Origin of the sequence: Rhodococcus sp. PvR044, assembly GCF_040548995.1 — a bacterium.
GTDB classification, from domain to species: domain Bacteria; phylum Actinomycetota; class Actinomycetes; order Mycobacteriales; family Mycobacteriaceae; genus Rhodococcus_G; species Rhodococcus_G oryzae.
On record NZ_JBEPSX010000001.1, the window covers coordinates 1,234,683 to 1,257,802 of the forward strand.

Genomic DNA, 23,120 nt, shown 5'->3' on the forward strand with positions numbered 1-23,120 from the left:
GTATTCCGACAACCTCATCCTCCGGAGGTCCGACCAGGGCCTCGGTGGTGCCTACGATGGAGGAGATCGGAGTACCTGCAGTTTCGACGCCTGACCACCCCAGTGGGAGTGTCCGGCCAACACTGTGAGGAGTCCACATGACTCGAGAGGGAAGTATCCGGACAGGCAACCGGACCGTCACCTATCTCGAAGTCGGTGACTCGGGCGGCCCGCTCGTCCTGCACAACCACGGTGGACCCTCGAGTCGACTCGAGGCCGAGCTGTTCGATTCGTCCGCGAAGGCCAACGGAGTGAGATTCGTGTGCGCGGATCGGCCGGGCATGGGCGGGTCCGATCCTCAGCCCGGCCGCACCTTCGAGGGCTGGACCGATGACCTCCTGTTACTGGCCGACTCCCTGGGCGCACACCGATTCGCGGTGACCGGCTGGTCCGAGGGTGGACCGTGGGCCCTCGCGGCCGCCTGGCGCTGCACTTCCACCCCGGCTTCACCCTCATGTACGACCTGCTCGGTATGAGCGCCACCCACTTCGAGGATCGCTATGCGAAGGCGATCACCAAGTCGGTCAGCATCGCGGATCGGGAGGTGTTGGCCGATGAGGACGTCCTCGGGCTGTTTCTCGGCGCGAGCCGGGAGTGCTTCCTGCACGGCGCGGACGGCCTCGTGGTAGACGCCACCATGCTCTACGAGGCCTGGCCGTTCGACATGACCAGCGTGACGCGCCCGGTGCATTTCTGGCAGGGCAGCGATGACGCCCTGGTGCCCGAGATCATCAACAAGACGGTGGCGGAGAAGACCCCGGGGGCGCTCTGGCACCCGATCGACGCAGGTGGCCATTTCATCGCCGTCAGCCATGCGGACGACATTCTCGCGCTGGTGGCGAACGATCTTGCGCCGGAGTCGAACTGAACGAGTCTCGGGTTCGCCGGCTAGCCGCGAACCTCGGGTTCGTTGCCGGTCAGGTCCATCCCCGGTACAGCGGTGACAGGGACGGCGGTCGGGACCACAGCGGCGCGGCCGCGCCTGCCGGTGCGCAACCGCTTCTCGACCCGGGTGGCGAGGAGGGTCAGCGCCGAGTTCAGCACGATCATGATCGCGGCCACCACCAGCAGGGCCGGTAGATAGTTGCCATAGAACGAGCCGAGCTGCTGCCCCGAGCGGACCACCTCGACGTAGCCGATGAGGTAACCGAGCGCGGAGTCCTTCAGCGCGACCACCATCTGGGAGATGAGTGCGGGCAGCATCGCGGTCACCGCCTGCGGCAACAGGATGGTCCGCATGATCATGCTCTTGCGCATGCCGAGCGCCTTCGCGGCCTCGGTCTGACCCTTCGGGAGCGACTTGATGCCCGCGCGGACGATCTCGGCGATGACCGAGCCGTTGTAGAGCGTCAGTCCGGTGACCACGGCCGCGAGCGCCAGATATTTCGCCTTGAAGACCTGGTAGTCGGCGAACAGCTGGTAGGCGAAGATCATCAGGATCAGCACCGGGATCGCGCGGAACAGCTCGACGAAGAAACCGGCCGCGCTCCGGATCACCCGATGATCGGACAGTCGGGCGATGCCGAGCACCGCGCCGAGGATCAGCGCCAGCACGATCGAGAGGGCAGCGGCGATCAGGGTGCCTCGGATGCCGGGGAGCAGGTACGTCGTCCACGAGGTGGATTCGGTGAAGGGGCTCCACTTCTCGGAAGTGAGCTGGCCCTTGGAGTCCAGCGCGCGGTAGACGAGGTATCCGATGACGCCAAGCGCCACCGCCACCGCCACCGACAGCAGTCGGTACAGATTGCGTGCCTTCGGGCCGGGCACGTCGTAGAGGAGGGTCGGTTCGGCTCTCATCGGGCGACCTCCAGCCGCTTGCCCAGATAGCCGAAGAGCAGTCCCATCGGCAGTGTCAGGATCACGAACCCGAGGGCGAAGATGCCGCCGACCACGAAGATCGCGGCCTCGTTCTCGATCATCGACTTCATCAGCAGCGACGCCTCGGCGACACCGATCACCGAGGCGATCGTCGAGTTCTTGGTCAGCGCGATCAGGACGCTGCCCAGGGGCGCGATCACGGACCGGAACGCCTGCGGCAGCACGATCAACCGGAGGTTCTGCGCGAAGGTGAGGCCGAGCGAGCGCCCGGCCTCGGCCTGTCCGACGTGCACGGTGTTGATCCCGGCGCGCAGCGACTCGCAGACGAACGCGGCGGTGTACACGCTCAGGCCCAGGATTGCGAGCCGAATGTTGTTGTCGACGAGGAAGGTCGGTGAGTTCTCCGGGGCCAGGCTGACGCCCATCGTCTGATACAGGCCGAACGAGCAGAAGATGATGATCAGCGTCAGCGGGGTGTTGCGGAAGATGGTCACGTAGGCGGTGCCGATCCACCGGGCCACCGGGATGGGGGAGACACGCATGGCGGCCAGAATCGTGCCGAGGACGAGCGCGCCAACCGCGGACAGAGCGGTCAGTTTGATCGTCATCCAGAATGCGGAGATCAGTTGATCCCAATACTCACTGAGTATGTCCACGCGGCCTCTCCCGAGTCGTGAAGATGATGCGGCTGCGCCGCAGTGGTGCGGTTACAGAGAGCAGGCCCTCCGTAACCGCACCACTGGCGCGTAGCGCCGGCTAGTAGCGGTCGACGGTGGGCGGAGCCGGGATCGGGTAGCCGGACGGGCCGACGTTCTTCTCCAGCGCCGCCTGCCAGGAGCCGTCCGCGATCATCGCCTCGATCGCGTCGTTGATCTTGTTGCGGGTCTCGGTGTCGCCCTTGGCGAGTCCGATGCCGTAGTTCTCCGTGGTGAACGGCTGCCCGACGACCTTGAGCTGGCCGGGGTACTGGGCGGCGTAGCCGGCCAGGATGACCGCGTCGGTCGTCACCGCGTCCACCGCGCCGTTGCGGAGCGCCTCGACACAGGCCGAGTAGGTGTCGAACTCCTGCAGCTGCACGTCCTTGGCGTAGTTGTCCTTGACCTTCTGTGCGGGCGTCGAACCGGTCACCGAGCACAGCTTCTTGCCGCCGTTGAGGGACTCGGGGCCGGTGATGTCGGTGTTGTCCGAGCGCACCAGCAGGGACTGGCCGGTGGTCAGGTACGGGCCTGCGAAGTCGACCTTCTCCTTGCGGGCATCGGTGATCGAGTACGTCGCGACGATGTAGTCGACCTCGCCGTTCTGGATCAGGGTCTCGCGCTGGGCGGAGGGGGACTCCTTGAAGGTGATCCCGCTGGCGGGCACTCCCAGCTTGTCGGCCACGTAGGTGGCGACGTCGACGTCGAAGCCGGTGAACGTGCCGTCCGGATTGCGCAGGCCGAGTCCGGGCTGGTCGAACTTGATGCCGACGGTCAGCTTGCCGCTCTCGGCGCTCTCCGAGGCGTTCTTCTGCTCGTCGCCTCCGCATGCGGTGGCGACGACGGCGATCGCGACCATGCCGACGCCGAGTCGTAGTGCGCGAGTGATCCTCATGGTGTTCCTCTCTGTGGTCAGAACGGTGGTGAAGGGTGGCGGGTGGGGCCCTGCCAGGAGGAGTGTCCCGAGCTCAGTGGCCCAGGATCTTGCCAAGGAAGTCCTTGGCGCGGTCGGTCTCCGGTGCGGTGAAGAAGGTCTCGGGATCGGTGTCCTCGACGATCAGGCCGTCGGCCATGAACAGGACGCGATTGCCCGCGCGGCGCGCGAACCCCATCTCGTGGGTGACCACGAGCATCGTCATGCCCTCCTTCGCCAGCGAGATCATCACCTCGAGGACCTCGCTGACCATCTCGGGATCCAGCGCGGAGGTCGGCTCGTCGAACAGCATCACCTTGGGGTTCATCGCGAGCGCCCGCGCGATCGCCACCCGCTGCTGCTGCCCGCCCGAGAGCTGGGCCGGATACTTGTCCGCCTGGTTGGCGATGCCGACCCGCTCGAGCAGTTCCGTCGCCCGCTGCTTGGCCTCGCTCTTGCTCTTCTTGCGCACCTTCATCGGCCCGAGCATCACGTTCTCGAGAATCGTCTTGTGCGCGAACAGGTTGAAGGACTGGAACACCATCCCGACGTCGGCCCGCAGCGCGGCGAGCGCCCGGCCCTCGGCGGGTAACTCCTTGCCGTCGATCGCGATCGTTCCGGAGTCGATCGGCTCGAGCCGGTTGATCGTTCGGCACAGCGTGGACTTTCCTGACCCCGACGGCCCGAGCACGATCACGACCTGACCGGTCGGGACCTCCAGGTCGATGTCGCGAAGCACGTGCAGGTCACCGAAGTGTTTCTGGACCGACTTCATCGAGATCATGGTGGGGGAGTCGGCCACCGAGGTGGCAGCCCCCGATTCACCCGCGTTCGTCATAGCCCAAGACCCTAGGGGGTCGGGACGGCGCACCGCGACCTTTGCGGGCCGCGCCGCGCCGTGGTCCCGGTAGGTTTGCCGGGCCGAACACGCCAGGAAGCAAAGGGGAGCGCATGACCGGGGACCTGACCTGCCGGGCCGACGTGGAGGCCCTGCTCCGACGGTTCTACGGCCGGGCCCTGGTCGACGACCTGCTCGCGGAGCCGTTCACGGAGGTGCGCGAACAGGGCCTCGAGTCCCACCTGCCGGTGATGTGCGACTTCTGGGAGACGGTGTTGTTCGGCGCCGGGACGTACCGGGGGAGCGCGTTCCGGGTGCACCAGCGGGTCCGGTCACAGCATCCGTTCGGGGCCGCCCACTTCGACCGCTGGCTCGAGCTCTGGCACCGCACCGTCGACGAGATGTTCGCGGGTCCGCACGCGGACCGGGCCAAGGTCCAGGGCGCCGGGATCGCGACCTCGATGAACCGGCGGTTGTCGGGGCTGCCGAGCGTCGCCGCGGAAGCACTGCGGCTCGGCGTACCGGGGTCGGCCCCGCCGGCCTGAGCCGCAGGCAAACGTGGGCGTGCGAGCGCCCCCTGACGGGGCCGTACCCTTGTTGACGTGGACACGATCGACCGAGAGACCCCCGCGGCGTACAGCGACTCCGACGACCAGGTGGCGCGTAGCTACGAGGTACGCACGTTCGGCTGCCAGATGAACGTGCACGACTCCGAGCGCCTGTCCGGTCTGCTCGAGGACGCCGGATACACCAAGGCGGAGCCGGGGGCCGAGCCCGACCTGCTGGTGTTCAACACCTGCGCCGTCCGCGAGAACGCCGACAACAAGCTGTACGGCACCCTCGGCATGCTCCGACCCACCAAGGCATCGCACCCGGGCATGCAGATCGCCGTCGGGGGCTGCCTGGCTCAGAAGGACCGCGAGACCGTGGTCAAGAAGGCGCCCTGGGTGGACGTGGTGTTCGGCACCCACAACATCGGCTCGCTGCCCACCCTGCTCGACCGGGCCAGGCACAACCAGAGGGCCGAGGTGGAGATCCTCGAGTCGCTCGAGGCCTTCCCCTCCACCCTGCCCGCCAAGCGGGAGTCCGCCTACGCGGGCTGGGTGTCCATCTCGGTCGGCTGCAACAACACCTGCACGTTCTGCATCGTGCCCGCGCTTCGCGGCAAGGAGGTGGACCGCCGTCCCGGCGACATCCTCGCCGAGGTGCAGGCCCTGGTCGACGAGGGTGTCCTCGAGGTCACCCTGCTCGGCCAGAACGTCAACTCCTACGGCGTCTCCTTCGCCGACCCCGAGGTCCCCCGGGATCGGGGCGCCTTCGCCGCCCTGCTCAGCGCCTGCGGGAACATCGAGGGTCTGGAGCGGGTCCGCTTCACCTCCCCGCACCCCGCCGAGTTCACCGACGACGTGATCGAGGCGATGGCCACCACCCCCAACGTGTGCCCCCAGCTGCACATGCCGCTGCAGTCCGGCTCCGACCGCGTGCTCAAGGCGATGCGCCGCTCCTACCGCAAGACCAAGTTCCTCGGCATCATCGAGAAGGTCCGGGCGGCCATGCCGCACGCCGCGATCACCACCGACATCATCGTGGGCTTCCCCGGGGAGACCGAGGAGGACTTCCAGGAGACCCTCGACGTGGTCCGGAAGGCCCGCTTCACCAGCGCCTTCACCTTCCAGTACTCCAAGCGTCCCGGTACCCCCGCCGCCGAGATGGAGGGCCAGCTGTCGAAGGCGGTCGTCCAGGAACGGTACGAGCGGCTGATCGCGCTGCAGGAGCAGATCACCCTCGAGGAGAACCAGAAGCTGCTCGGCGCCGAGGTCGAGCTGCTCGTCGCCGCGGGCGAGGGCCGCAAGAACGAGGCGACCCAGCGGATGAGCGGGCGCGCCCGCGACGGCCGGCTGGTGCACTTCCGCCCGGAGGGCAGGCTCGACGGCGTCATCCGCCCCGGCGACGTGATCACCGCGACGATCACCGGCGCCGCCCCGCACCACCTGATCGCCGACGGCCCGGTGCTCAGCCACCGCCGCACCAGGGCGGGCGACTCGCACGAACGTGGCATCACCCCCAAGACGCCGCCCATCGGCGTGGGGCTGGGCCTACCGCAGATCGGCGCGCCCGCGCCGCTGCCCACCGCAACCGGATGTGGAGCATGAGCAAAGACGCGCACGAGGACCCCATCGAGCAGTACCGCAAGGACATCGACGCGGCCGAGCGGAAGGTCGCCGGGGAGATCGACCCCGGGATGCGCGCTGTCGTCGTCGCGGTGGCCGTGCTGGTGCTCCTGCTCTCGTTCATGCTGCCCCACGCCGGGTCCGCGAACGGGTGGGACGTGCTCGCGGGCGACGACACCGCCATCGCCGAGTCGATCGCGCTGCCGTCCCGCATATTCGTGTGGCTCGCCATGGTGTTCGGCGTCGGGGTGAGCGTGCTTGCTCTGGTCACCCGCCGCTGGGCGCTGGCCTGGATCGCGTCGGCCGGCTGCGCGGTGGCCTTCGTGTTCGGCATGCTGGCCATCTGGTCGCGGCAGACGCTGCCCCCGACCAGCACGGGCGGCGGGCCCGGCATCGGCCTGATCCTCGGCTGGATCGCGGTGCTGGTGCTGACCTTCCACTGGCTCAAGGTGGTCTGGAGCCGCACCTCGCTGCAGCTGGCCGCGGAGCAGGAACGCAGGCAGAAGACGGCCGAGGCAGAGCAGCGGACGATCTGGGGCGACCAGAAGGATTGACCGGCCCGACCGGATTCGTCCGGCGCGGCGCCGTGGCTGCCGTCATGCTGGGTCGGTGCGCAGTCACCATCACGATGTAGTCGCCGCGGACCGCGCCATGAGCGCCGTGCCGCCTGGGGCCGGTGCCGCCGCCATGGCGACCGGGATCGTGTCGGTCGCGCTGCACCTGGCCGACATCGAGTGGTTCTCCAGGATCTGGCTGGTCATCGGGGCCGGCATCTGGGCGGTGCTCGTCGGCGTCTTCCTCACGCGACTGGTCGGGGACCGGGCCCGCTGGGTGGCGGAGGCCGACACCCCGGCAGCCCTGACGGCGGTCGCGGCGACCACGGTCCTCGGCACCCGGGTCGCCCCGCTCGGCTGGGACGCGATCGCGGTGCTCGCGCTGTGCCTGGCCGCTCTCGTCTGGGCGGTGTTGATGCCCGCCGTGATCGGGCACTGGACCGGACCGACCGTCGGGGCGCACTTCCTGCTGTGCGTGGCGACGCAGGGACTGGTGGTCCTCGGCGCGACCCTCGCGGTGGCGCTCCCGGCGTCCTGGCTCACCCCGGTGGCGGCGGCGACCTTCGTCCTCGGACTGATCGCGTACCTCGTGGTGCTCTCGCGGTTCTCGTTCGCGCAGTTCAAGACCGGCGCGGGTGACCACTGGGTGTGCGCGGGTGGACTGGCCATCAGCGCGCTCGCGGCGGGCAAGCTCATCGTCGCGATGGACGCGGCCGGCTGGAATGGCTGGCCGCACACCGTGATCCGGGTCGCCGCGGCGGTGATCCTGGCCCTGGACCTCGCCGGGTACGTGGCGCTGGTGATCTGTGAGGTGCGGTGGCCGCGCCTGGGATTCGACGTGCGGCGCTGGTCAACCGCGTTTCCGATGGGGATGACCGCCGCGGCCACGATCACGGTCGCCGACGCGATCGGAGCGCCCTGGCTCAGATCGATCGGGCTGGTGCTGATCTGGCCCGCGGCGGTGGTGTGCGTGATCCTGCTGGTGGCCTCGGCCGGGCACCTGGTGTCCGCGGGATCCGCGGACACCAGCGCCGGCTAGAGCCCGTTGACCGCGCCCTCGGCGGCCTCGGCCCACTCGCGCCACTGCTGCGCCTGGGCGAGGGCCTTCTCCGCGTCCTTGGTCTTGCCCGCGGCGGTCGCCTTCGCGGCCTGGTCCTCGAACTGCGCGACCCGCTCGCGGAACTGCGCGGCCCTGGCCATGGCCTCGGGATCGGTCCGGCGCCACTGGGAATCGACGGCGTCGCGGACCTTCTTCTCGATCGCGCGCAGCTTGCCCTCGAGATCGTGCATGCGCTCGCGCGGCACCTTCCCGATGGCGTCCCACTTGTCCTGCAGGTCCCGCAGCGCGGCGCGGGCGGCCTCGAGGTCCTTCTCGGGATTGATGTCGCCGAACTCGCGCAGCAACGCCTCCTTCGCGGTGGCGTTCTCGTCGAACTCGGCGTCGCGCTCGGACGCCGCGGCGTTGCGGGCTGCGAAGAACACGTCCTGGGCGCCCTTGAACCGCTTCCACAGGGCGTCGTCGGCGTCGCGCGGCGCCCGGCCCGCGGCCTTCCACTCGGTGAGCAGATCGCGGAAGGCGGCGGCCGTCGGGCCCCAATCGGTGGAGTCGGACAGCGCCTCGGCGCGGACCACGAGCTCCTCCTTGACGACCTTCGCGGAGGCACGGTCGCGGTCGAGTTCCGCGAAATGCGCGCCGCGACGCCGGTTGAACGCCTCCCTGGCCTTCGAGTACCGCTTCCAGAGCGCGTCGTCGATCTTGCGGTCCACGCCGCGGATCGTCTTCCACTCGTCGAGGATCTCGCGCAGCCGATCGCCCGCGGCCTTCCACTGGGTGGACTCGGCGCCGATCTGCTCGGCCTCAGCGGCGAGCTCCTCCTTGCGGTGGGTGTGCTCCTCCCGCTCGTGCTCGCGTTCGACCTTCGCGGCCGCCGCGGCCTGATCGGATTCGGCAACGATCACGTCCAGCCTGCGGGCGAGCGCATCGATGTCGCCGATCACCGAGGCCGTCGGCAGCGACTCCGCGAGCGCGACGGCGGCGGCCTTGGTCTTCTTCGCGTCGCCGGCGCCCGAGGCGAGCCGGGCCTCCAGCAATCCGACCTCGGTGGCAAGGTCGTCGTATCGGCGACCGAAGTGGGCAAGGCCCTCGGCCGCGTCACCGGCCTGCCAGGAACCGATCTGGCGCTCGCCGTCGGTGGTCTTGACCCAGGCGGTGCCGTCCTCGTCCACCCGGCCGAAGAGGCTCGGGTCGCTCGGCGGAGCCAGGGTGGGCGGGTGCGCCACGGCGGGGGCGGCGGCCAACGGCTTGATCGCGCCGGGCTTGGGGGCGCCGGGCTTGGGCGCTCCTGGCTTCGGGGCGCCTGGCTTGGGTGCGCTGCTGTCGGTCATGACTCCTCATCTCTGCCGCGCGTCACGGCTGCCGTTGCGTCGTAGGTCTCAGTGCCACTCGTACATGTGGGTTCCATTCAACCCGCTGCACGTGGCCAGGACTATTGAAACAGGTCAGACCCCGAAGTCGGGGATTCCGCCGTCGACTACCGTGGCCCAGTGTGTTCACCGCCGCGGCTCTCATCCCCTCGCCACCCCTGCTGATACCCGAGTTGGCGGGCGGCGCGGCGACCGAGACGGACGAGCTGCGACTGGCCTCGAAGCACGTGGCCGCGCGGCTCGGCGCGCTCGCGACCCGCTGGACCGCGATCGGCGTCGGACGCACCGAATGCGAGATCCCGGCGACCGCGGCGGGCACCTTCCGCGGCTACGGGGCGGACGTGCGCGTCGCGCTGTCGCCCGCCGCCGCGGGCCTGGACCCGGAGCTGCCGCTGGCCGCGTTGATGGCCGGCTGGCTGCGAGCCGCGGCGCCCGCCGAGACCGTCGTGGACGCGATCATCGTGGCCGAGGACACCTCGCCGGTGTACTGCGCCGAACTCGGCGCCCGGCTGCGTGATCGCCTCGAGGCCGACCCCCGACCCCACGGCGTGCTGGTGGTAGCCGACGGCGCCCGGACGCTCACGGCCAAGGCGCCGGGCTCGTTCGACGAGCGGGCGCCCGAGGCGCAGGCCGAGCTGGACCGGGCACTGGACTCCGGCGACGCCGAGTACCTGGCGGAACTCGATCCGGTGGTCTGCCTCGACATCGGGATCGAGGGGCGCGCGGCCTGGCAGGTGCTGGCCGGGCTGTTCAGGGGCGCTCCGAGCGAGTGCCGGACCTACTACCGGGGCGCGCCGTTCGGCGTCGGCTACCACGTGGGCATGTGGTTGCCGTGAGCGAGCGCACACCCGTACCGGTCGCGGTGGTCGGCCCGACCGCGACCGGGAAGTCGGACCTCGGACTCGACCTCGCGGAGCGGCTCGGCGGTGAGATCGTCAACATCGACGCGATGCAGCAGTACCGCGGCATGGACATCGGGACCGCCAAGCTGCCACCGGATCAGCGCCGCGGCATCCCGCACCACCAGCTCGACGTGCTCGACGTCACGGAGACGGCCACCGTCGCGAACTACCAGAGTTCGGCGAGGGCGGACGTGGAGGAGATCGCAGCCCGCGGTGCGGTGCCTATCATCGTCGGCGGCTCGATGATGTACGTGCAGTCCCTGCTCGACGACTGGTCGTTCCCCGCAACCGATCCCACCGTGCGGGCACGCTGGGAGGCCGTGCTGGCCGAGCGCGGGGTGGCGGGGGTGCACGCGGAACTCCTCAAGGCGGACCCCGAGGCCGCCGCGACGATCCTGCCGACCGACGGCAGGCGGATGGTCCGGGCCCTCGAGGTCGTCGAGCTCACCGGCAGGCCGTTCGCGGCCTCCGCACCGGCCATCGGCGAACCGCGTTGGGGGACGGTTATTCTCGGTGTGGATCGCGACACCGCGGAGCTCGACGAACGAATCGGGTTGCGCACCCGGTTGATGTTCGACGGCGGTCTCGTCGAGGAGGTTCTCGGCCTCATCGAGGTGGGACTGCGCGAGGGTGTGACGGCCCCGCGGGCCATCGGCTACGCCCAGGTGCTGGCCGCCCTCGACGGCGAGTACGACATGGACGAGGCCAGGGAGCGGACCCTGATCGGGACCAGGCGGTACGTCCGCAGGCAGCGTTCCTGGTTCCGGCGCGACCAGCGGGTGCACTGGCTCGACGGCGGTGACCGCGATGTGATCTCTAGAGCAATGACGATTGTGGGGAGCCAGTGAGCAAGAAGCCGGTGAGCAGACTCGCGGCCCGTGAGGCGCGGGTCACGGTGCGCAATGCGCGCTTTCAGCAGTGGGAGTCGTACCTGAACACCCGCGCCAAGCGGACGAAGTCGGCGCGGTTCCTGATTCAGGGCGTGCGACCGCTGACGCTCGCGATCGAGCACGACTGGCCGTTGGAGGCTCTGCTGTACCGGATCGACGGGCCACCGCTCTCGTCCTGGGCCCGCGGGGTGCTCGACGGTTGGCAGCACGAGAAGGTCGGCGTCAGTGGCGAACTCATGGCGGAGCTGGGGGAGAAGGACGCCTCACCCGAACTGATCGCGGTCGCGAAGCAGCGGCATCGCGGGCTGGGTTCGCTTGACCTCACCGGTGCGTCGCCCCTGCTCGTGGTGTTCGACCGGCCCTCCTCGCCCGGCAACCTTGGCACCCTCATCAGGTCGGCCAATGCCTTCGGCGCGGACGCGGTGATCGTCGCCGGGCACGCGGCCGATCCTTACGACCCGCAGTGCGTTCGCGCCTCGACGGGATCGTTGTTCGCCGTACCCGTGCTGACGGCCTCCGACGCCGACGAGGTGCTGGCCTACCGGGCGCGGGTCCGCGACGGCGGCACCGAGCTGCGGATCGTCGGCACCGACGAGGACGGCGACGTGCCGATCTTCGAGCACGACTTCACCGGGGGCACGATCCTGGTCATCGGCAACGAGACCCGCGGGATGAGCGCCTCCTGGCGCGCGGCCTGCGACGTCACCGTGAGCATCCCGATCGGCGGTGCGGCCAGCTCCCTCGGCGCGCCGAGCGCGGGCGCGGTCTGCCTCTACGAGATTGCGAGGCAGCGCGGATGAGCGACGAGTGGGATTCGGACTGGACGTCGCACCCGGACGGGTCGTCGGCGGCCCTCGCGGGCCGGCTCGCCGCGCGGATGGCGCTGTTCGCCGGGGTCGGCGAACCGTACCCGCCGCTCGGTAGCATGATCGGCATGGAATTCAGCAAGGGCCACGGCACCGAGAACGACTTCGTGGTGCTGCCAGACCTCGACGTGCGCCTTGACCTTCGCGCCGATCGGGTGGCCGCGCTGTGCGACAGGCGTCGAGGACTCGGCGCCGACGGCGTCCTGCGGGTCGCCAGGGCGGGCGCCCTGCGCGCGGCAGGCGTCCTCGACGCGCTGCCCGAGGGCGTCGGCGAGGACGACTGGTTCATGGACTACCGCAACGGCGACGGTTCGATCGCCGAGATGTGCGGCAACGGGGTCCGGGTGTTCGCGCACTACCTCCGGGCCACCGGCCTCGAGGGAGCCGCGGAATTCGTGGTCGGCAGCCGCGCGGGTGCCAGGCCCGTGGTCGTGCACCGCTGCGACGGATGGACGGCCGATGTGAGCGTCGGCATGGGCACGGTCACCGAGCTCGGGTCCTCCAGCGCCACCGTGGGCGGCCAGACGTTCACCGGGCTGGGCATCGACGTGGGCAATCCGCACCTGGCCTGCGTCGAGGAGTCGCTCACCGCCGACAAGCTCGCCGCGCTCGACCTGACCGCCGCGCCCGAGTTCGCGGCGGACTTCTTCCCACACGGGGTCAACATCGAGATCCTCACGCCGCTCGTCGACGGCGTCGTCGACATGCGCGTGTACGAGCGCGGGGTCGGCGAGACGCGGTCCTGCGGTACCGGCACCGTCGCGGCCGCCGCCGCTGCGCTGCGGGCCGACGGGCGCGAGGAGGGCGAGGTCCGGGTGCGGGTGCCGGGCGGGGAGGTCCTGGTCGCCGTGCGCGACGGCGCCGCCGAACTGCGGGGGCCGTCGGTTCTGGTCGGCTCCGGGCGCATCGACGACGACTGGTGGAACGCGCTCGCGTAAATGCGCGTGCACCAGGAGGGTCGGTCGTGGGACCATGGGTCTTGTATGACGAAAACACCGCGTATCACGAAGACACCGATCCTCGATCACATCGACGCCGAGCACGACGGCGCCGATGGCCACGACGCCACCGACCGCGACACCGACTGGGCGGGCCATGACCCCTCGGTCGGCGAGATGCAGTTGGACGAGCGCGCGGCGCTGCGCCGGGTCGCCGGACTGTCCACCGAGCTCACCGACGTCACCGAGGTCGAGTACCGACAACTCCGCCTCGAGCGGGTGGTGCTGGTCGGCGTCTGGACCCACGGCACGGCCGAGCAGGCCGAGGCGAGCATGGCCGAGCTGGCCGCGCTCGCCGAGACCGCGGGTTCGGAGGTGCTCGAGGGGCTGGTGCAGCGCCGCGACAAGCCCGATGCCGCCACCTACATCGGCTCCGGCAAGGCCAACGAACTGCGTGAGGTGGTGCTCGCCACCGGCGCCGACACCGTCATCGCCGACGGCGAGCTGACCCCCGCGCAGCTCAACGCGCTGGAGAAGGTCGTGAAGGTCAAGGTCATCGACCGGACCGCGCTGATCCTCGACATCTTCGCCCAGCACGCCACCTCCAGCGAGGGCAAGGCGCAGGTCGCGCTCGCGCAGATGCAGTACATGCTGCCGCGGCTGCGCGGCTGGGGTGAGTCGATGTCCCGGCAGGCGGGTGGCCGCGCGGGCAAGGACGGCGGCGTGGGAACGCGCGGACCGGGCGAGACCAAGATCGAGACCGACCGCCGCCGGATCCGCGAGCGGATGGCGAAGCTGCGCCGCGAGATCAAGGAGATGAAGGGCGCCCGCGACACCAAACGCACCCAGCGTCTGCGCAACGAGGTGCCCTCGGTCGCGATCATCGGATACACCAACGCCGGCAAGTCCAGCCTGCTCAACTCGCTCACCGGGGCGGGCGTGCTGGTGCAGAACGCACTGTTCGCCACCCTCGACCCGACCACCCGCAAGGCGGAGTTCGAGGACGGCCGCCAGTACGTGCTGACCGACACCGTCGGCTTCGTCCGGCACCTGCCGACCCAGCTGGTCGAGGCGTTCCGGTCGACGCTGGAGGAGGTCGCCGACGCCGACCTGCTGCTGCACGTCGTCGACGGCTCCGACCCGCTGCCGACCGATCAGATCAAGGCGGTGCGCGAGGTGGTCACCGAGGTGCTCCGCGAGACCGATTCGCCTGCGCCGCCCGAGCTGTTGGTGGTCAACAAGATCGACGCCGCGGATCCGGTGATGCTCACCCAGTTGCGGGGGCTGCTGCCCGGTGCGGTGTTCGTCTCCGCGCGGACCGGTGAGGGGATCGCCGAGCTGAGGGAGTGCCTCGCCGAGATCGTGAAGGCGCCGGAGGTGGAGGTCACCGTGCTGGTGCCGTACACCCGCGGCGACCTGGTGGCCCGCATCCACTCGGATGGGCGAATTCTCGGGTCTTCGCACGAGGCGGAAGGCACACTGGTGCGCGCGAAGGTGCCGGAGGCGCTGGCCTCCGCACTCCAGGAGTACCGACACAGCGCCTGACCGGACGGGAACGGACATGACGGAACCGGGCGCTGCTGCCTGTCTCGAGGCTGCGGGCACCGCGGCCGGATCCTGCTGCTGCGCCGATGCATAGCAGGCTGGCGGTACTCGCGCTGGCGGTGGTCGCGTCGGCCGTGGTGACCGCGGCCTCGGCCGGGGCCGCGCCGGGCTCGAGCGGGTCCGCCGGCTCCTCGACCGGTTCCGAGGCGTCCGACGCGCGTTTCGAGACGCTCTGCACCCCAACCGATCCCGGGCTCGCGGAGATCTCCGGGCTGGTCTCTACCGGTGAGACGATCTACGCCATCGGTGACAGTGGCACCGACGACGTCGTGTGGGTGCTCGACAACCAGTGCCGGGTCACCGGCACGGTGGCCGTGCCGCCGACCCCGGTCGACGTCGAGGACATGGCCATGGTGGGCGGTCGGCTCTGGCTCTCGGACACCGGCGACAACACCAAGGTCCGCCAGCAGGTGTCGCTGACCGACGTGGACCCCGTCACCGGCGCAGGCGCGAGGCACCTGCTCACCTACCCGGACGGCGCGCACGACGCGGAGACGCTGCTGGTCGGCCACGACGGCCGACCGTTGATCGTCACCAAGGAGATCCTCGCGGCCAGCGGTATCTACCGACCGGCGAGCGGCGCAACCCTGGACCAGCTCGGCCCCGGCCCGGCGCCGCTGCAACGCATCGGGCAGATCGCGTACGCGCCCACCGACACTCCCGGCAGCCCGATGCCGGTCGCGGGGTCGATCCTGGTCACCGGTGGCGCGGTCAGCGCCGACGGCCGGGTCGTCGCGGTGCGCACCTACACCGACGTCTACCTCTACCCTGCGCCCGACGGCGACATCGCGGCCGCGCTGACCGGCGCGACGCCGGTGCGGGTCCCGATGCCGGATCAGCCGCAGGGTGAGGCCATCGCGTTCACCCCGGACGGCGACCTGCTCAGCGCGTCCGAGACGAACGGCGGTCCGCTGCCGCCGATTCAGGTCCTGCGCGGCGCCACCGGACTGGTCGACCTCGGTGCGTAGCCGCCTCGCGGCGGTGGCCGTCACTGTCCTTGGTTCGGCCGTTCTCAGCACGCTGCCCGCGGCGGCCCAGCCGAGCTCGGCGCCCGGGCCCATCGAGACCGTCGATGTCGCGTGGGAGAACCTCTGCACTCCAACGGATCCCGCGTTGGAGGAGGTGTCCGGTCTGGCCGTCACCGACGACGGGATCTACGCGGCAGCCGACAGCGGGACGGACGATGCGATCCGGGTCCTCGACGATCAGTGCCGGGTGACCGGCACGTTGCCCCTGCCCGTCGACCCGTTCGACGTGGAAGACCTCGCCCAGGCCGACGGGCGGTTGTGGCTTTCGGACACCGGCGACAACGCCGGTGCGCGGACCACCGTCGCGCTGACCGACATGGACACCGGCACCGGCGCAGGCACCTTGCGCCGGCTCACCTACCCGGACGGCGCTCACGACGCGGAGGCGATCCTCCTTGGCAGCGACGGGGTCCCGGTGCTCGTGACGAAGGAATTGTTCGGCGCGAGCGGCATCTACCGTCCCGCCGGCGCACTACGCGCCGAGCAGTTGCCGAGCCCGGGACCCACCGCGTTGGAACGGGTGGGGCAGATCGGATTCGAGCCCACCGAGACGCCCGGCGGCCCGATCCCGTTCGCTGCCTCGACCATGATCACCGGCGGCGCGGTCAGCGCGGACGGCACAGTGGTGGCGCTGCGCACCTACACCGACGTGTACCTGTACCCGGCGCCGGACGGCGACGTCGTGGCGGCGCTGACCGGTGCCGAACCGACCCGGGTGCCGATGTCGGACCAGCCGCAGGGTGAGGCCATCGCCTTCACCCCGGCAGGCGACCTGCTCAGCGCGTCCGAGGCGAACGGCGGACCGCTGCCACCGATCCGGGTCCTGTACGGGGCGGAGGGGCTGGTCACCCCCGGGGCCGCGTCGGTGGGGTACGCGCTGCAGGTGGACCCCGCGGCGCTGATCGCCGCGGCCGTCGGCACCGGGCTCGTGGTCATCGTCGGCGGCGTGCTGTGGTGGCGGATCCGCTCGCGGCGTCGACGGAACTGAACAGTTGTCGGGTTCGGGTCGGTAGGCTCCATGCCGATTCACACGTCAGCCGAACGGCGGACAACTCTCACAGCGGCGAAGGGGCAAGCTCCAGATGTTCAACATTGCGGTCAAGAAGGGGCACGAGAACGTGTCGCTGCTCGGTATCGGCGCCTACCGGCCCCAGCGGATCGTCAGCAACGCCGAGGTGTGCGAGGTACTCGACTCGTCGGACGAGTGGATCTACGAGCGCAGCGGGATCCGCAACCGTCGTTGGATCAGCGGCGACGAGACCGCGAAGTCGATGGCCGTTGCCGCGGCCGAGCGGGCGATCAAGAACAGCGGCATCGACAAGGAGCAGATCGGCGCGCTCGTCCTCGCCACCGGCAGCTGGAAGACGAAGATCCCGCACGGCGCCCCGCAGGTGGCGCACGAGCTGGGGATCAACGGCATCGCGGCGTTCGACCTCGCGTCCGGCTGTGGCGGCTTCGGCTACGGGCTGGGCGTGGCCACCGACATGATCAGGTCCGGCTCGGCCGAGTATGTCCTGGTCATCGGTGTCGAGACCATGTCCGTGGTGATGGAACCGACCGACCGCAACACCGCCTTCATCTTCGGCGACGGCGCGGGTGCGGTGGTGGTCGGCCCCAGCGAGCGGAACGGCATCTCGCCGACGGTGTGGGGTAGCGACGGCGAGAACTCCGCCGCCATCAGCCAGAACTACGACATCCCCGCCTACATGGACCGCGCGGAGGCCCTGCAGGCCCAGGGCGCGGACGCCGAGCAGATCGGCCGCATGGTGGTGTCGATGGAGGGCCCCCGGGTTTTCCGATGGGCCGCGATCACCCTGCCCAAGGCCCTCGGCAGCATCCTGTCGGAGTCCGGCGTCGCGATCGAGGACATCGAGGTCTTCGTCCCTCACCAGGCGAATGCCCGGATCAACGACCTCATGAAGAAGAACCTGGGCCTCGGGGACGGCGTGCCCGTCGCGAACGACATCGAGAACACCGGCAACACGTCCGCCGCGTCGATTCCGCTCGCGATGGAGGAGATGCTGGTGACGGGCAAGGCGAAGGGCGGACAGCTGGCCCTGCTGCTCGGCTTCGGCGCCGGGCTGAGCTACGCGGGCCAGGTCGTCACCTTGCCGCCGGTGCCCGTCGAAACGAGCTTCTGAGCTGACACGCAGCGCGCCGATCGACCTCAGCTGTCGGCGAGCCAATTACCGTGGAACCCGTAGGGCACCCGGCTCGGTAGGTGAATGGTCGCAACCGCCGGTGCGGCGAGATCGCCCGCATCGAGGATGACCAGATCACTGCGATCGCTGTCGGCGTTGTAGAGATAGGTCATGAGGTAGCCGTCGCCGCCGGGGTTTTCATCGGCGGCGACGAATGACGCCTCGGCCGGAATCCGGCCGGGGCCGAATTCGTGAGCCGAGCTGAACCCCTTGTGCAAGTCGTAACGGATCAGTGCGCCACTGCTGCCCGAGACGCTGGCATGTCCGAATCGGGTGTCGAGACCGGCGAGCCGATCGTCGATCCGAGGAAATTCCGCGACACGGTCGTCGAGCTGCTCCTCCTGAACCGTTTCGGCGACCAGATCGATGGTCCACCGCCACAGTGTGGCCTGCTCGAAGTCGTGCGAATCGGCCCGCCACATGCTCGGATACCGCATGACGTGCAGGACGATTCGTCCGGGCTCGTCGTGCGCGTTGAGCGCGTGGAAGACATAGCAAGGGTCGATCGGGAACCAGCGGATCTCACCGTATGGATCATCGCGGCGCAGTACGCCCAGCCGGGCCTGATGGTCGTCGTTCCACCGGAACGGCATACCCGTTCCGGCTTGCGCGGACTCCAGGTCGAAACACACCGGGAGATCCATGAATACGACGTGCTGCGCGGTGAGATTGAAGTCGTGATGCATGGTGGCGGCCGGCACCTCGACCGCTCGACTCACGTCGAGGTTGCCTGCGGCATCGGCGCGGTGATAGGTCAGATACGGCTCGAAGACGTCGTAGCCGACGAAGTGCAGTTCGCCGGTGATCGGGCACGTCTTGGGGTGCGCGGTCATGGCGGTCGTCAGTTTGCCGTCGAAGTCGTGCGGGCCGACAGTGTCGAGGTCGCAGGTCAATTCGTACGGGTACGAGGATTCGACCAGTGCGAGGGTGCGCCCCGCGTGCCGGATGACGTGGGTATTGGCCACGCCGGCAACGAGATCCCGATTGCCCCGACTGTCACGACCGTGTGCGCCCTCGGTGAAGGTCGTGGTGCGGACCCACCGGTTGCGGTAGGAGACTGAACGTCCGCCTTCGAGACGCACGCCGTGCACCATGCCGTCGCCGAGGAACCAGTGTTTGGAGGCCGCGGCGTGTGGGTTGGGGCCGTTGCGCAGGTACCAGCCGGTCAACTCGGCCGGGATGGTTCCGGTGACGGGCAAATCGTAGGCGGTGAGTTCCTCGGTGACCGGTGCGTAATTGCCGGTCAGATGTGGGACGGTCATGATCCGTACCTGTTCTTTCGAAGGGATTCGCGAAGGGTCAGGCTGCGGGCTGGCCGAGTAGCTTCGCCTTGGCCTGGATGTGGGCGACGTAGCGGAGGGTGAACAACACCGGGACGACGAAGGCGAGCACCTGCACCGTGGTGCGCAGGCCCGAGGAGGAATGGGCGAGCGCGGTCAGCGCGATGCAGCCGATCGCGAAGCTCGCCGTCCACACCGAGGTCAGGATGTAGGCGGTCCGGATGAACATCGGCTGATCCCAGAACTCCTGCGGCGTAGTCTGTTTGGCGATCGGCAGGGTGAACGGCACCCGCACGAGCAGCGAGACGCCGGCGATCAGCGCGAGCACCCCGGAAGAGATGGCGGGCATGTACGGATGCAGCGCGGTGTCCGGATCGGTGAGCGCCAGGACCGTCAGTGCGGTGAAGAACACCGCCGATCCGATATCGATGATCAGCGCGTCCCATCGCTGCCCGGCGCGGATCTGCTGGGCGATACCGGCCAGCGCGATGACGAGCGCGATCACCGCGGACCACTGCCAGTGCTGCGACGGAATCACGGCGTAGACGATCCACGGGGCGAAAGTGCGAAGGTACGTCATCTCGTCAGGCTCCTAGCCGTTGACATTCCAGTTCTGACATGTCAAACAATGAGCCTCCAGTCTCGACATGTCAATACTGGAATGTAGAGTGAATGTCATGAGTCTCCGCTACGCGCTGCTAGGGCTGCTGTCCGATCGACCGGCCAGCGGCTACGACCTGCTACGGCGCTTCAAGGAGTCCCTCGCGAACGTATGGCCCGCGACCCAGAGCCAGATCTATACCGAGCTCACCAAACTCGCCGATACCGGACTGATCGCCGTCACCGACGAGGGTCCGCGCGGGCGCAAGGAATACACGATCACCGACGCCGGGCTCGATGACCTGCGCACCTGGCTCACCACCACGAAACCCAAGCGGGTGGCGCGGAACGAAATGCTGCTGCGCGTGTTCTTCCTCGGCGTCGACTCCCAGGAGCATGCTCGCCAGTACCTCCGCGATGTCGAGGATCGCTCACTCAAAGCACACGGCGAGCTGGCCGCACTGAAGACCACCATCGACTGGGACGACACCGATCTGTCGGTCTACGGTCGGATCGCCATGGAGTGGGGCGAACGCTTCCACACCATGAACCGCGAGTGGGCGGAGTGGGCGCAAACTCAGCTAACGCCCCGCGCCAGTCGTCGGACCTGATTCGACGCCGAGCGCCACGCCGGCGCAGGCGGCCACGATTGTCCGATTGGTGTCGGGACCGGACCGCTCGTGATACTGGTCCGATGTACGCCAATGCCGTGTTGAGCGCGCTCTCGCAGGTGTCGATGACCGGCGCCCTTGCAGCGACCGCTGTTGTCGTTCTTGGGGTGGGAGGGCTTGTCGGCGCGAGCACGGCGCTGCGAGGGGTCTCGATTCGGGTGCGTGGGACGGTCGCGGGCCTCGCCGTGGCGACATCCGCTTGCATCGCGGTCGCGGTGTGGTCGGCACTGCGACCGCTGCCACCTCAATTGTCGGTGCAGAGCTGTCTGGGGATCGCAGTCGGCCTCTTCGGAGTGTTCGCGGCAGCGGTCTGCCTGCTTCGTCCCCGGGGTCGTGGGAGGGTGGCGCTTGCGTTCGCGACGGCCACGGCGCTTCTCGCGTGCGGTGCAGGAGTGGTGAACGAGGATCTCGGCACCTTTCCCACCCTCGGTGCGGTGATCGGCCATCGTGCGCCCCCCGGCGCTCTGGCGACGGATTTCGCCGCGGTGCCAGGACCACAGGCCGCGGTCCAGACGGGTGATCCCGTGGCCAGTGTCTGGCGACGGCCGTTGCGCTCGACCCGGGACGGGATGCTCACGCACGTCGAGATCCCTGGCGCGGTGTCGGGTTTCGCGTCACGGCCCGCGCTGCTCTACCTGCCGCCCGCCTATCTGGATTCCCCGCGGGCGATGCTTCCTGTGCTGGTACTCGTGGCGGGCAATCCCGGGAAGCCGGACGACTGGCTCACCCTCGGCGCTTTGGCCGAGACGGTCACCGCATTCGCCGCCGAACACGACGGACTCGCCCCGGTCGTCGTGGTCCCGGACGCGCTCGGCGCCACCGATGCGTTGCCGCTGTGCCTGGATTCACAGCTCGGAAACGTGGACACCTATCTGGCGCGGGACGTGCCGGACTGGATCGCAGGCCACCTCCAGGTGGACAACGATCCCGAGCACCGGGCGATCGGGGGCTTCTCCTATGGCGGGACCTGCTCGGTCCAGCTGGCGGTCCGCCACCCGGACGTCTATCCGACCTTCGTGGACATTTCGGGCCAGGACGAGCCGTCCCTCGGTGACCACGCGAGCACGGTTGCCGCGACGTTCGGGGGCGACGAGTCCGCGTTCGCTGCGGTGAACGCGCGCGACCTGCTGGCCGTGACCTCCATGCCGCAGCTGGCCGGGGTGTTCGTGTCGGGCAGCGGTGACGAGGAGTACCGACCCCAACAGCAGCGCATGTTCGCGGCAGCGAGGTCCGCCGGGATGAACGTCCGCTACTACGAGCTGCCCGGGGGCCACAGCCCGCAGGTGTGGGGACCAGCGCTGGCCCGCGAGCTCGACTGGGTCGCCGAGCGCACGGGCTTGCTCGCGCAGTAGAACGACGGGCGTTGTTCGTAATCGGTGGCCAGGCCACCACCGAAGGCTCAGGATGTACACATGGACCCTGTCGAGGCGTTGCGGGAGATCGCATACTGGCTCGAGCGATCGCGGGCCGAGACGCACCGCGTCAAGGCCTACCGCCGCGCCGCGGACATCGTCGAGGCACTGAGCGACGAGCAGCGGGACCGGCTCGGCCGCACCGGGACCTGGGCCGCGCTGAGCGGGATCGGGCCCAAGACGGCCGCGGTGATCGCGGAGGCGTATACGGGCGGGGTGCCCGCCTACCTGACCGAGGTGAAGTCGAAGGCCGGCCAGATCGGTGAGGGTGGGCGGGCGCTGCTCGCGGCGCTGCGCGGCGACCTGCACACGCACTCGGACTGGTCCGATGGCGGTAGCCCCATCGGGGAGATGATGCGCCGGGCCGCGATGGTCGGTCACGAGTACTGCGCACTGACCGACCATTCGCCGCGGCTGACGGTGGCGAACGGACTATCCGCGGAGCGGTTGCGCCGACAGCTCGAGGTGGTGGCGGAGTTGAACTCGGAGCTCGCGCCGTTCCGCATCCTGACCGGGATCGAGGTGGACATCCTCGATGACGGCTCCCTGGATCAGGAGGAGGAGTTGCTCGCCGAACTCGACATCGTTGTCGCGAGCGTGCACTCGAAGCTCGCGATGGAGTCCGACGCGATGACCAGACGGATGGTGCGGGCCGTCGCGAACCCGCATGTGGACGTGCTCGGGCACTGCACCGGCAGGCTGGTCGAGGGCACCCGAGGGACCAGGCCGGAGTCGAAGTTCAACGCGGAGGTCGTGTTCGAGGCGTGCCGCCAGTTCGGCACGGCGGTGGAGATCAACAGCAGGCCCGAGCGTCGTGATCCGCCCGCGCGCCTGATCGAGCTGGCACTCGAACGCGACTGCCTGTTCGCGATCGACACCGACGCGCACGCGCCCGGCCAGCTCGACTTCCAGGGATACGGGTGTGAGCGGGCTCAGGCGGCCGGGATCGGGGCCGACCGGGTGGTCAACACGTGGACCGCCGACGATCTGATCGCCTGGACCCGGCAGTAGATCCTCCGGTCACTCCTTGACGGCCGGCTCCGAAGCGCCCGCCCGCTTCGCCGCAATGCGTGCGGCGGTGGTCTTCTGGGTGACGCTCTTCTTGACCGGGGTCCGTGAGGTGGCAGCCGTCGCGGCGACCGCCTTTCGTGGAGCGGCCTTTCGTGCGGGGGCCTTCTTGGCTGGTGTCTTGGCCGCCGGTGTCTTTGTGGCCGGAGTCTTGGTCGCCGGAGTCGTCTTGCTGGCAGGGGCTTTTCCGCTGGCCGCCTTCTTCGA

22 protein-coding genes and 1 pseudogene are annotated in these 23,120 nt (G+C 69.4%); 16 read left to right on the plus strand and 7 right to left on the minus strand.

Annotation, left to right across the window (positions count from 1 at the left end):
* Positions 1 to 137: 137 nt before the first annotated feature.
* Positions 138 to 907, plus strand: a pseudogene (locus ABIC28_RS05630) (alpha/beta fold hydrolase).
* Between the two features lie 20 nt (positions 908 to 927).
* Here ABIC28_RS05630 and ABIC28_RS05635 read toward each other — a convergent pair.
* From ABIC28_RS05635 to ABIC28_RS05650, 4 genes are all read right to left on the minus strand, one after another.
* Complete coding sequence (locus ABIC28_RS05635) at positions 928 to 1,836, minus strand: amino acid ABC transporter permease (protein WP_097211214.1); 909 nt, start codon at positions 1,834 to 1,836, stop codon at positions 928 to 930.
* The gene (locus tag ABIC28_RS05640) at positions 1,833 to 2,513 is read right to left on the minus strand and encodes an amino acid ABC transporter permease (protein WP_097211215.1); all 681 of its coding nucleotides are present in this window, start codon (positions 2,511 to 2,513) and stop codon (positions 1,833 to 1,835) included. The genes ABIC28_RS05635 and ABIC28_RS05640 overlap by 4 nt, the downstream gene beginning before the upstream one ends.
* A gap of 100 nt (positions 2,514 to 2,613) precedes the next feature.
* The gene (locus ABIC28_RS05645) at positions 2,614 to 3,447 is read right to left on the minus strand and encodes a glutamate ABC transporter substrate-binding protein (RefSeq protein ID WP_097211216.1); all 834 of its coding nucleotides are present in this window, start codon (positions 3,445 to 3,447) and stop codon (positions 2,614 to 2,616) included.
* A 73-nt stretch (positions 3,448 to 3,520) separates the two neighbouring features.
* Positions 3,521 to 4,249, minus strand: coding sequence for an amino acid ABC transporter ATP-binding protein (locus ABIC28_RS05650; protein WP_097211334.1), 729 nt, complete (start codon positions 4,247 to 4,249; stop codon positions 3,521 to 3,523).
* Positions 4,250 to 4,416: 167 nt separating this feature from the next.
* On the opposite strand from ABIC28_RS05650, the gene ABIC28_RS05655 reads away from it, so the two are divergent.
* From ABIC28_RS05655 to ABIC28_RS05670, 4 genes are all read left to right on the plus strand, one after another.
* On the plus strand, positions 4,417 to 4,848 hold the full coding sequence (locus ABIC28_RS05655) for a group III truncated hemoglobin (RefSeq protein ID WP_097211217.1): 432 nt from the start codon (positions 4,417 to 4,419) through the stop codon (positions 4,846 to 4,848).
* Between the two features lie 57 nt (positions 4,849 to 4,905).
* Positions 4,906 to 6,456, plus strand: coding sequence for a tRNA (N6-isopentenyl adenosine(37)-C2)-methylthiotransferase MiaB (gene miaB, locus ABIC28_RS05660; RefSeq protein WP_354577875.1), 1,551 nt, complete (start codon positions 4,906 to 4,908; stop codon positions 6,454 to 6,456).
* Positions 6,453 to 7,028: an Rv2732c family membrane protein gene (locus ABIC28_RS05665; RefSeq protein WP_097211219.1), complete on the plus strand. Its 576-nt coding sequence runs from the start codon at positions 6,453 to 6,455 to the stop codon at positions 7,026 to 7,028. Before miaB ends, ABIC28_RS05665 begins: the two co-directional genes overlap by 4 nt.
* Positions 7,029 to 7,125: 97 nt before the next feature.
* Positions 7,126 to 8,067: a tellurite resistance/C4-dicarboxylate transporter family protein gene (locus ABIC28_RS05670; protein WP_097211220.1), complete on the plus strand. Its 942-nt coding sequence runs from the start codon at positions 7,126 to 7,128 to the stop codon at positions 8,065 to 8,067.
* Here ABIC28_RS05670 and ABIC28_RS05675 read toward each other — a convergent pair.
* Positions 8,064 to 9,413, minus strand: coding sequence for a DUF349 domain-containing protein (locus tag ABIC28_RS05675; RefSeq protein WP_354577878.1), 1,350 nt, complete (start codon positions 9,411 to 9,413; stop codon positions 8,064 to 8,066). The genes ABIC28_RS05670 and ABIC28_RS05675 overlap by 4 nt on opposite strands.
* 161 nt (positions 9,414 to 9,574) lie before the next feature.
* Between ABIC28_RS05675 and ABIC28_RS05680 the strand changes: the two genes are divergently transcribed.
* The 8 genes from ABIC28_RS05680 to ABIC28_RS05715 all read left to right on the plus strand — a co-directional run bounded on the left by ABIC28_RS05680 (position 9,575) and on the right by ABIC28_RS05715 (position 17,822).
* Positions 9,575 to 10,288: a class III extradiol dioxygenase subunit B-like domain-containing protein gene (locus tag ABIC28_RS05680; RefSeq protein ID WP_097211222.1), complete on the plus strand. Its 714-nt coding sequence runs from the start codon at positions 9,575 to 9,577 to the stop codon at positions 10,286 to 10,288.
* Complete coding sequence (miaA, locus tag ABIC28_RS05685; protein ID WP_097211223.1) at positions 10,285 to 11,202, plus strand: tRNA (adenosine(37)-N6)-dimethylallyltransferase MiaA; 918 nt, start codon at positions 10,285 to 10,287, stop codon at positions 11,200 to 11,202. Before ABIC28_RS05680 ends, miaA begins: the two co-directional genes overlap by 4 nt.
* Positions 11,199 to 12,044, plus strand: a complete 846-nt coding sequence (locus ABIC28_RS05690) for a TrmH family RNA methyltransferase (protein ID WP_097211224.1) — start codon at positions 11,199 to 11,201, stop codon at positions 12,042 to 12,044. Before miaA ends, ABIC28_RS05690 begins: the two co-directional genes overlap by 4 nt.
* Before the next feature lie 134 nt (positions 12,045 to 12,178).
* Positions 12,179 to 13,048 carry a diaminopimelate epimerase gene (gene dapF / locus ABIC28_RS05695; RefSeq protein WP_097211335.1) on the plus strand — a complete coding sequence of 290 codons (870 nt, stop codon included), beginning with the start codon at positions 12,179 to 12,181 and terminating at the stop codon, positions 13,046 to 13,048.
* A 45-nt stretch (positions 13,049 to 13,093) separates the two neighbouring features.
* Positions 13,094 to 14,593 carry a GTPase HflX gene (hflX, locus tag ABIC28_RS05700; RefSeq protein WP_097211225.1) on the plus strand — a complete coding sequence of 500 codons (1,500 nt, stop codon included), beginning with the start codon at positions 13,094 to 13,096 and terminating at the stop codon, positions 14,591 to 14,593.
* 86 nt (positions 14,594 to 14,679) lie between these two features.
* Positions 14,680 to 15,621, plus strand: coding sequence for a hypothetical protein (locus tag ABIC28_RS05705; protein WP_097211226.1), 942 nt, complete (start codon positions 14,680 to 14,682; stop codon positions 15,619 to 15,621).
* The gene (locus ABIC28_RS05710) at positions 15,614 to 16,669 is read left to right on the plus strand and encodes a hypothetical protein (protein WP_354577882.1); all 1,056 of its coding nucleotides are present in this window, start codon (positions 15,614 to 15,616) and stop codon (positions 16,667 to 16,669) included. Before ABIC28_RS05705 ends, ABIC28_RS05710 begins: the two co-directional genes overlap by 8 nt.
* Positions 16,670 to 16,763: 94 nt before the next feature.
* Positions 16,764 to 17,822 carry a beta-ketoacyl-ACP synthase 3 gene (locus tag ABIC28_RS05715; RefSeq protein ID WP_354577884.1) on the plus strand — a complete coding sequence of 353 codons (1,059 nt, stop codon included), beginning with the start codon at positions 16,764 to 16,766 and terminating at the stop codon, positions 17,820 to 17,822.
* A gap of 26 nt (positions 17,823 to 17,848) precedes the next feature.
* Here ABIC28_RS05715 and ABIC28_RS05720 read toward each other — a convergent pair whose 3' ends face one another.
* Positions 17,849 to 19,144 carry a carotenoid oxygenase family protein gene (locus ABIC28_RS05720; RefSeq protein ID WP_269588124.1) on the minus strand — a complete coding sequence of 432 codons (1,296 nt, stop codon included), beginning with the start codon at positions 19,142 to 19,144 and terminating at the stop codon, positions 17,849 to 17,851.
* Between the two features lie 37 nt (positions 19,145 to 19,181).
* Complete coding sequence (locus ABIC28_RS05725) at positions 19,182 to 19,742, minus strand: hypothetical protein (RefSeq protein WP_097211228.1); 561 nt, start codon at positions 19,740 to 19,742, stop codon at positions 19,182 to 19,184.
* A gap of 97 nt (positions 19,743 to 19,839) precedes the next feature.
* Between ABIC28_RS05725 and ABIC28_RS05730 the strand changes: the two genes are divergently transcribed.
* From ABIC28_RS05730 to ABIC28_RS05740, 3 genes are all read left to right on the plus strand, one after another.
* Positions 19,840 to 20,373, plus strand: coding sequence for a PadR family transcriptional regulator (locus ABIC28_RS05730; RefSeq protein ID WP_354577887.1), 534 nt, complete (start codon positions 19,840 to 19,842; stop codon positions 20,371 to 20,373).
* A gap of 83 nt (positions 20,374 to 20,456) precedes the next feature.
* Entirely contained in the window at positions 20,457 to 21,785 is a 1,329-nt protein-coding gene (locus tag ABIC28_RS05735) for an alpha/beta hydrolase (protein WP_097211230.1), read from the plus strand.
* A 60-nt stretch (positions 21,786 to 21,845) separates the two neighbouring features.
* On the plus strand, positions 21,846 to 22,856 hold the full coding sequence (locus tag ABIC28_RS05740; protein ID WP_269588122.1) for a PHP domain-containing protein: 1,011 nt from the start codon (positions 21,846 to 21,848) through the stop codon (positions 22,854 to 22,856).
* Positions 22,857 to 23,120: the final 264 nt, after the last annotated feature.

Excerpts from the sequence above, each read along its gene's own strand:
- ABIC28_RS05635 (WP_097211214.1), bottom strand. The coding sequence starts at position 1,836 with ATGAGAGCCGAACCGACCCTCCTCTACGACGTGCCCGGCCCGAAGGCA.
- ABIC28_RS05645 (WP_097211216.1), bottom strand. The coding sequence starts at position 3,447 with ATGAGGATCACTCGCGCACTACGACTCGGCGTCGGCATGGTCGCGATC.
- ABIC28_RS05650 (WP_097211334.1), bottom strand. The coding sequence starts at position 4,249 with ATGATCTCGATGAAGTCGGTCCAGAAACACTTCGGTGACCTGCACGTG.
- ABIC28_RS05655 (WP_097211217.1), top strand. The coding sequence starts at position 4,417 with ATGACCGGGGACCTGACCTGCCGGGCCGACGTGGAGGCCCTGCTCCGA.
- ABIC28_RS05665 (WP_097211219.1), top strand. The coding sequence starts at position 6,453 with ATGAGCAAAGACGCGCACGAGGACCCCATCGAGCAGTACCGCAAGGAC.
- ABIC28_RS05670 (WP_097211220.1), top strand. The coding sequence starts at position 7,126 with ATGAGCGCCGTGCCGCCTGGGGCCGGTGCCGCCGCCATGGCGACCGGG.
- ABIC28_RS05675 (WP_354577878.1), bottom strand. The coding sequence starts at position 9,413 with ATGACCGACAGCAGCGCACCCAAGCCAGGCGCCCCGAAGCCAGGAGCG.
- dapF (WP_097211335.1), top strand. The coding sequence starts at position 12,179 with ATGGAATTCAGCAAGGGCCACGGCACCGAGAACGACTTCGTGGTGCTG.
- hflX (WP_097211225.1), top strand. The coding sequence starts at position 13,094 with ATGACGAAAACACCGCGTATCACGAAGACACCGATCCTCGATCACATC.
- ABIC28_RS05705 (WP_097211226.1), top strand. The coding sequence starts at position 14,680 with ATGCATAGCAGGCTGGCGGTACTCGCGCTGGCGGTGGTCGCGTCGGCC.
- ABIC28_RS05715 (WP_354577884.1), top strand. The coding sequence starts at position 16,764 with ATGTTCAACATTGCGGTCAAGAAGGGGCACGAGAACGTGTCGCTGCTC.
- ABIC28_RS05720 (WP_269588124.1), bottom strand. The coding sequence starts at position 19,144 with ATGACCGTCCCACATCTGACCGGCAATTACGCACCGGTCACCGAGGAA.
- ABIC28_RS05725 (WP_097211228.1), bottom strand. The coding sequence starts at position 19,742 with ATGACGTACCTTCGCACTTTCGCCCCGTGGATCGTCTACGCCGTGATT.
- ABIC28_RS05730 (WP_354577887.1), top strand. The coding sequence starts at position 19,840 with ATGAGTCTCCGCTACGCGCTGCTAGGGCTGCTGTCCGATCGACCGGCC.
- ABIC28_RS05735 (WP_097211230.1), top strand. The coding sequence starts at position 20,457 with ATGTACGCCAATGCCGTGTTGAGCGCGCTCTCGCAGGTGTCGATGACC.
- ABIC28_RS05740 (WP_269588122.1), top strand. The coding sequence starts at position 21,846 with ATGGACCCTGTCGAGGCGTTGCGGGAGATCGCATACTGGCTCGAGCGA.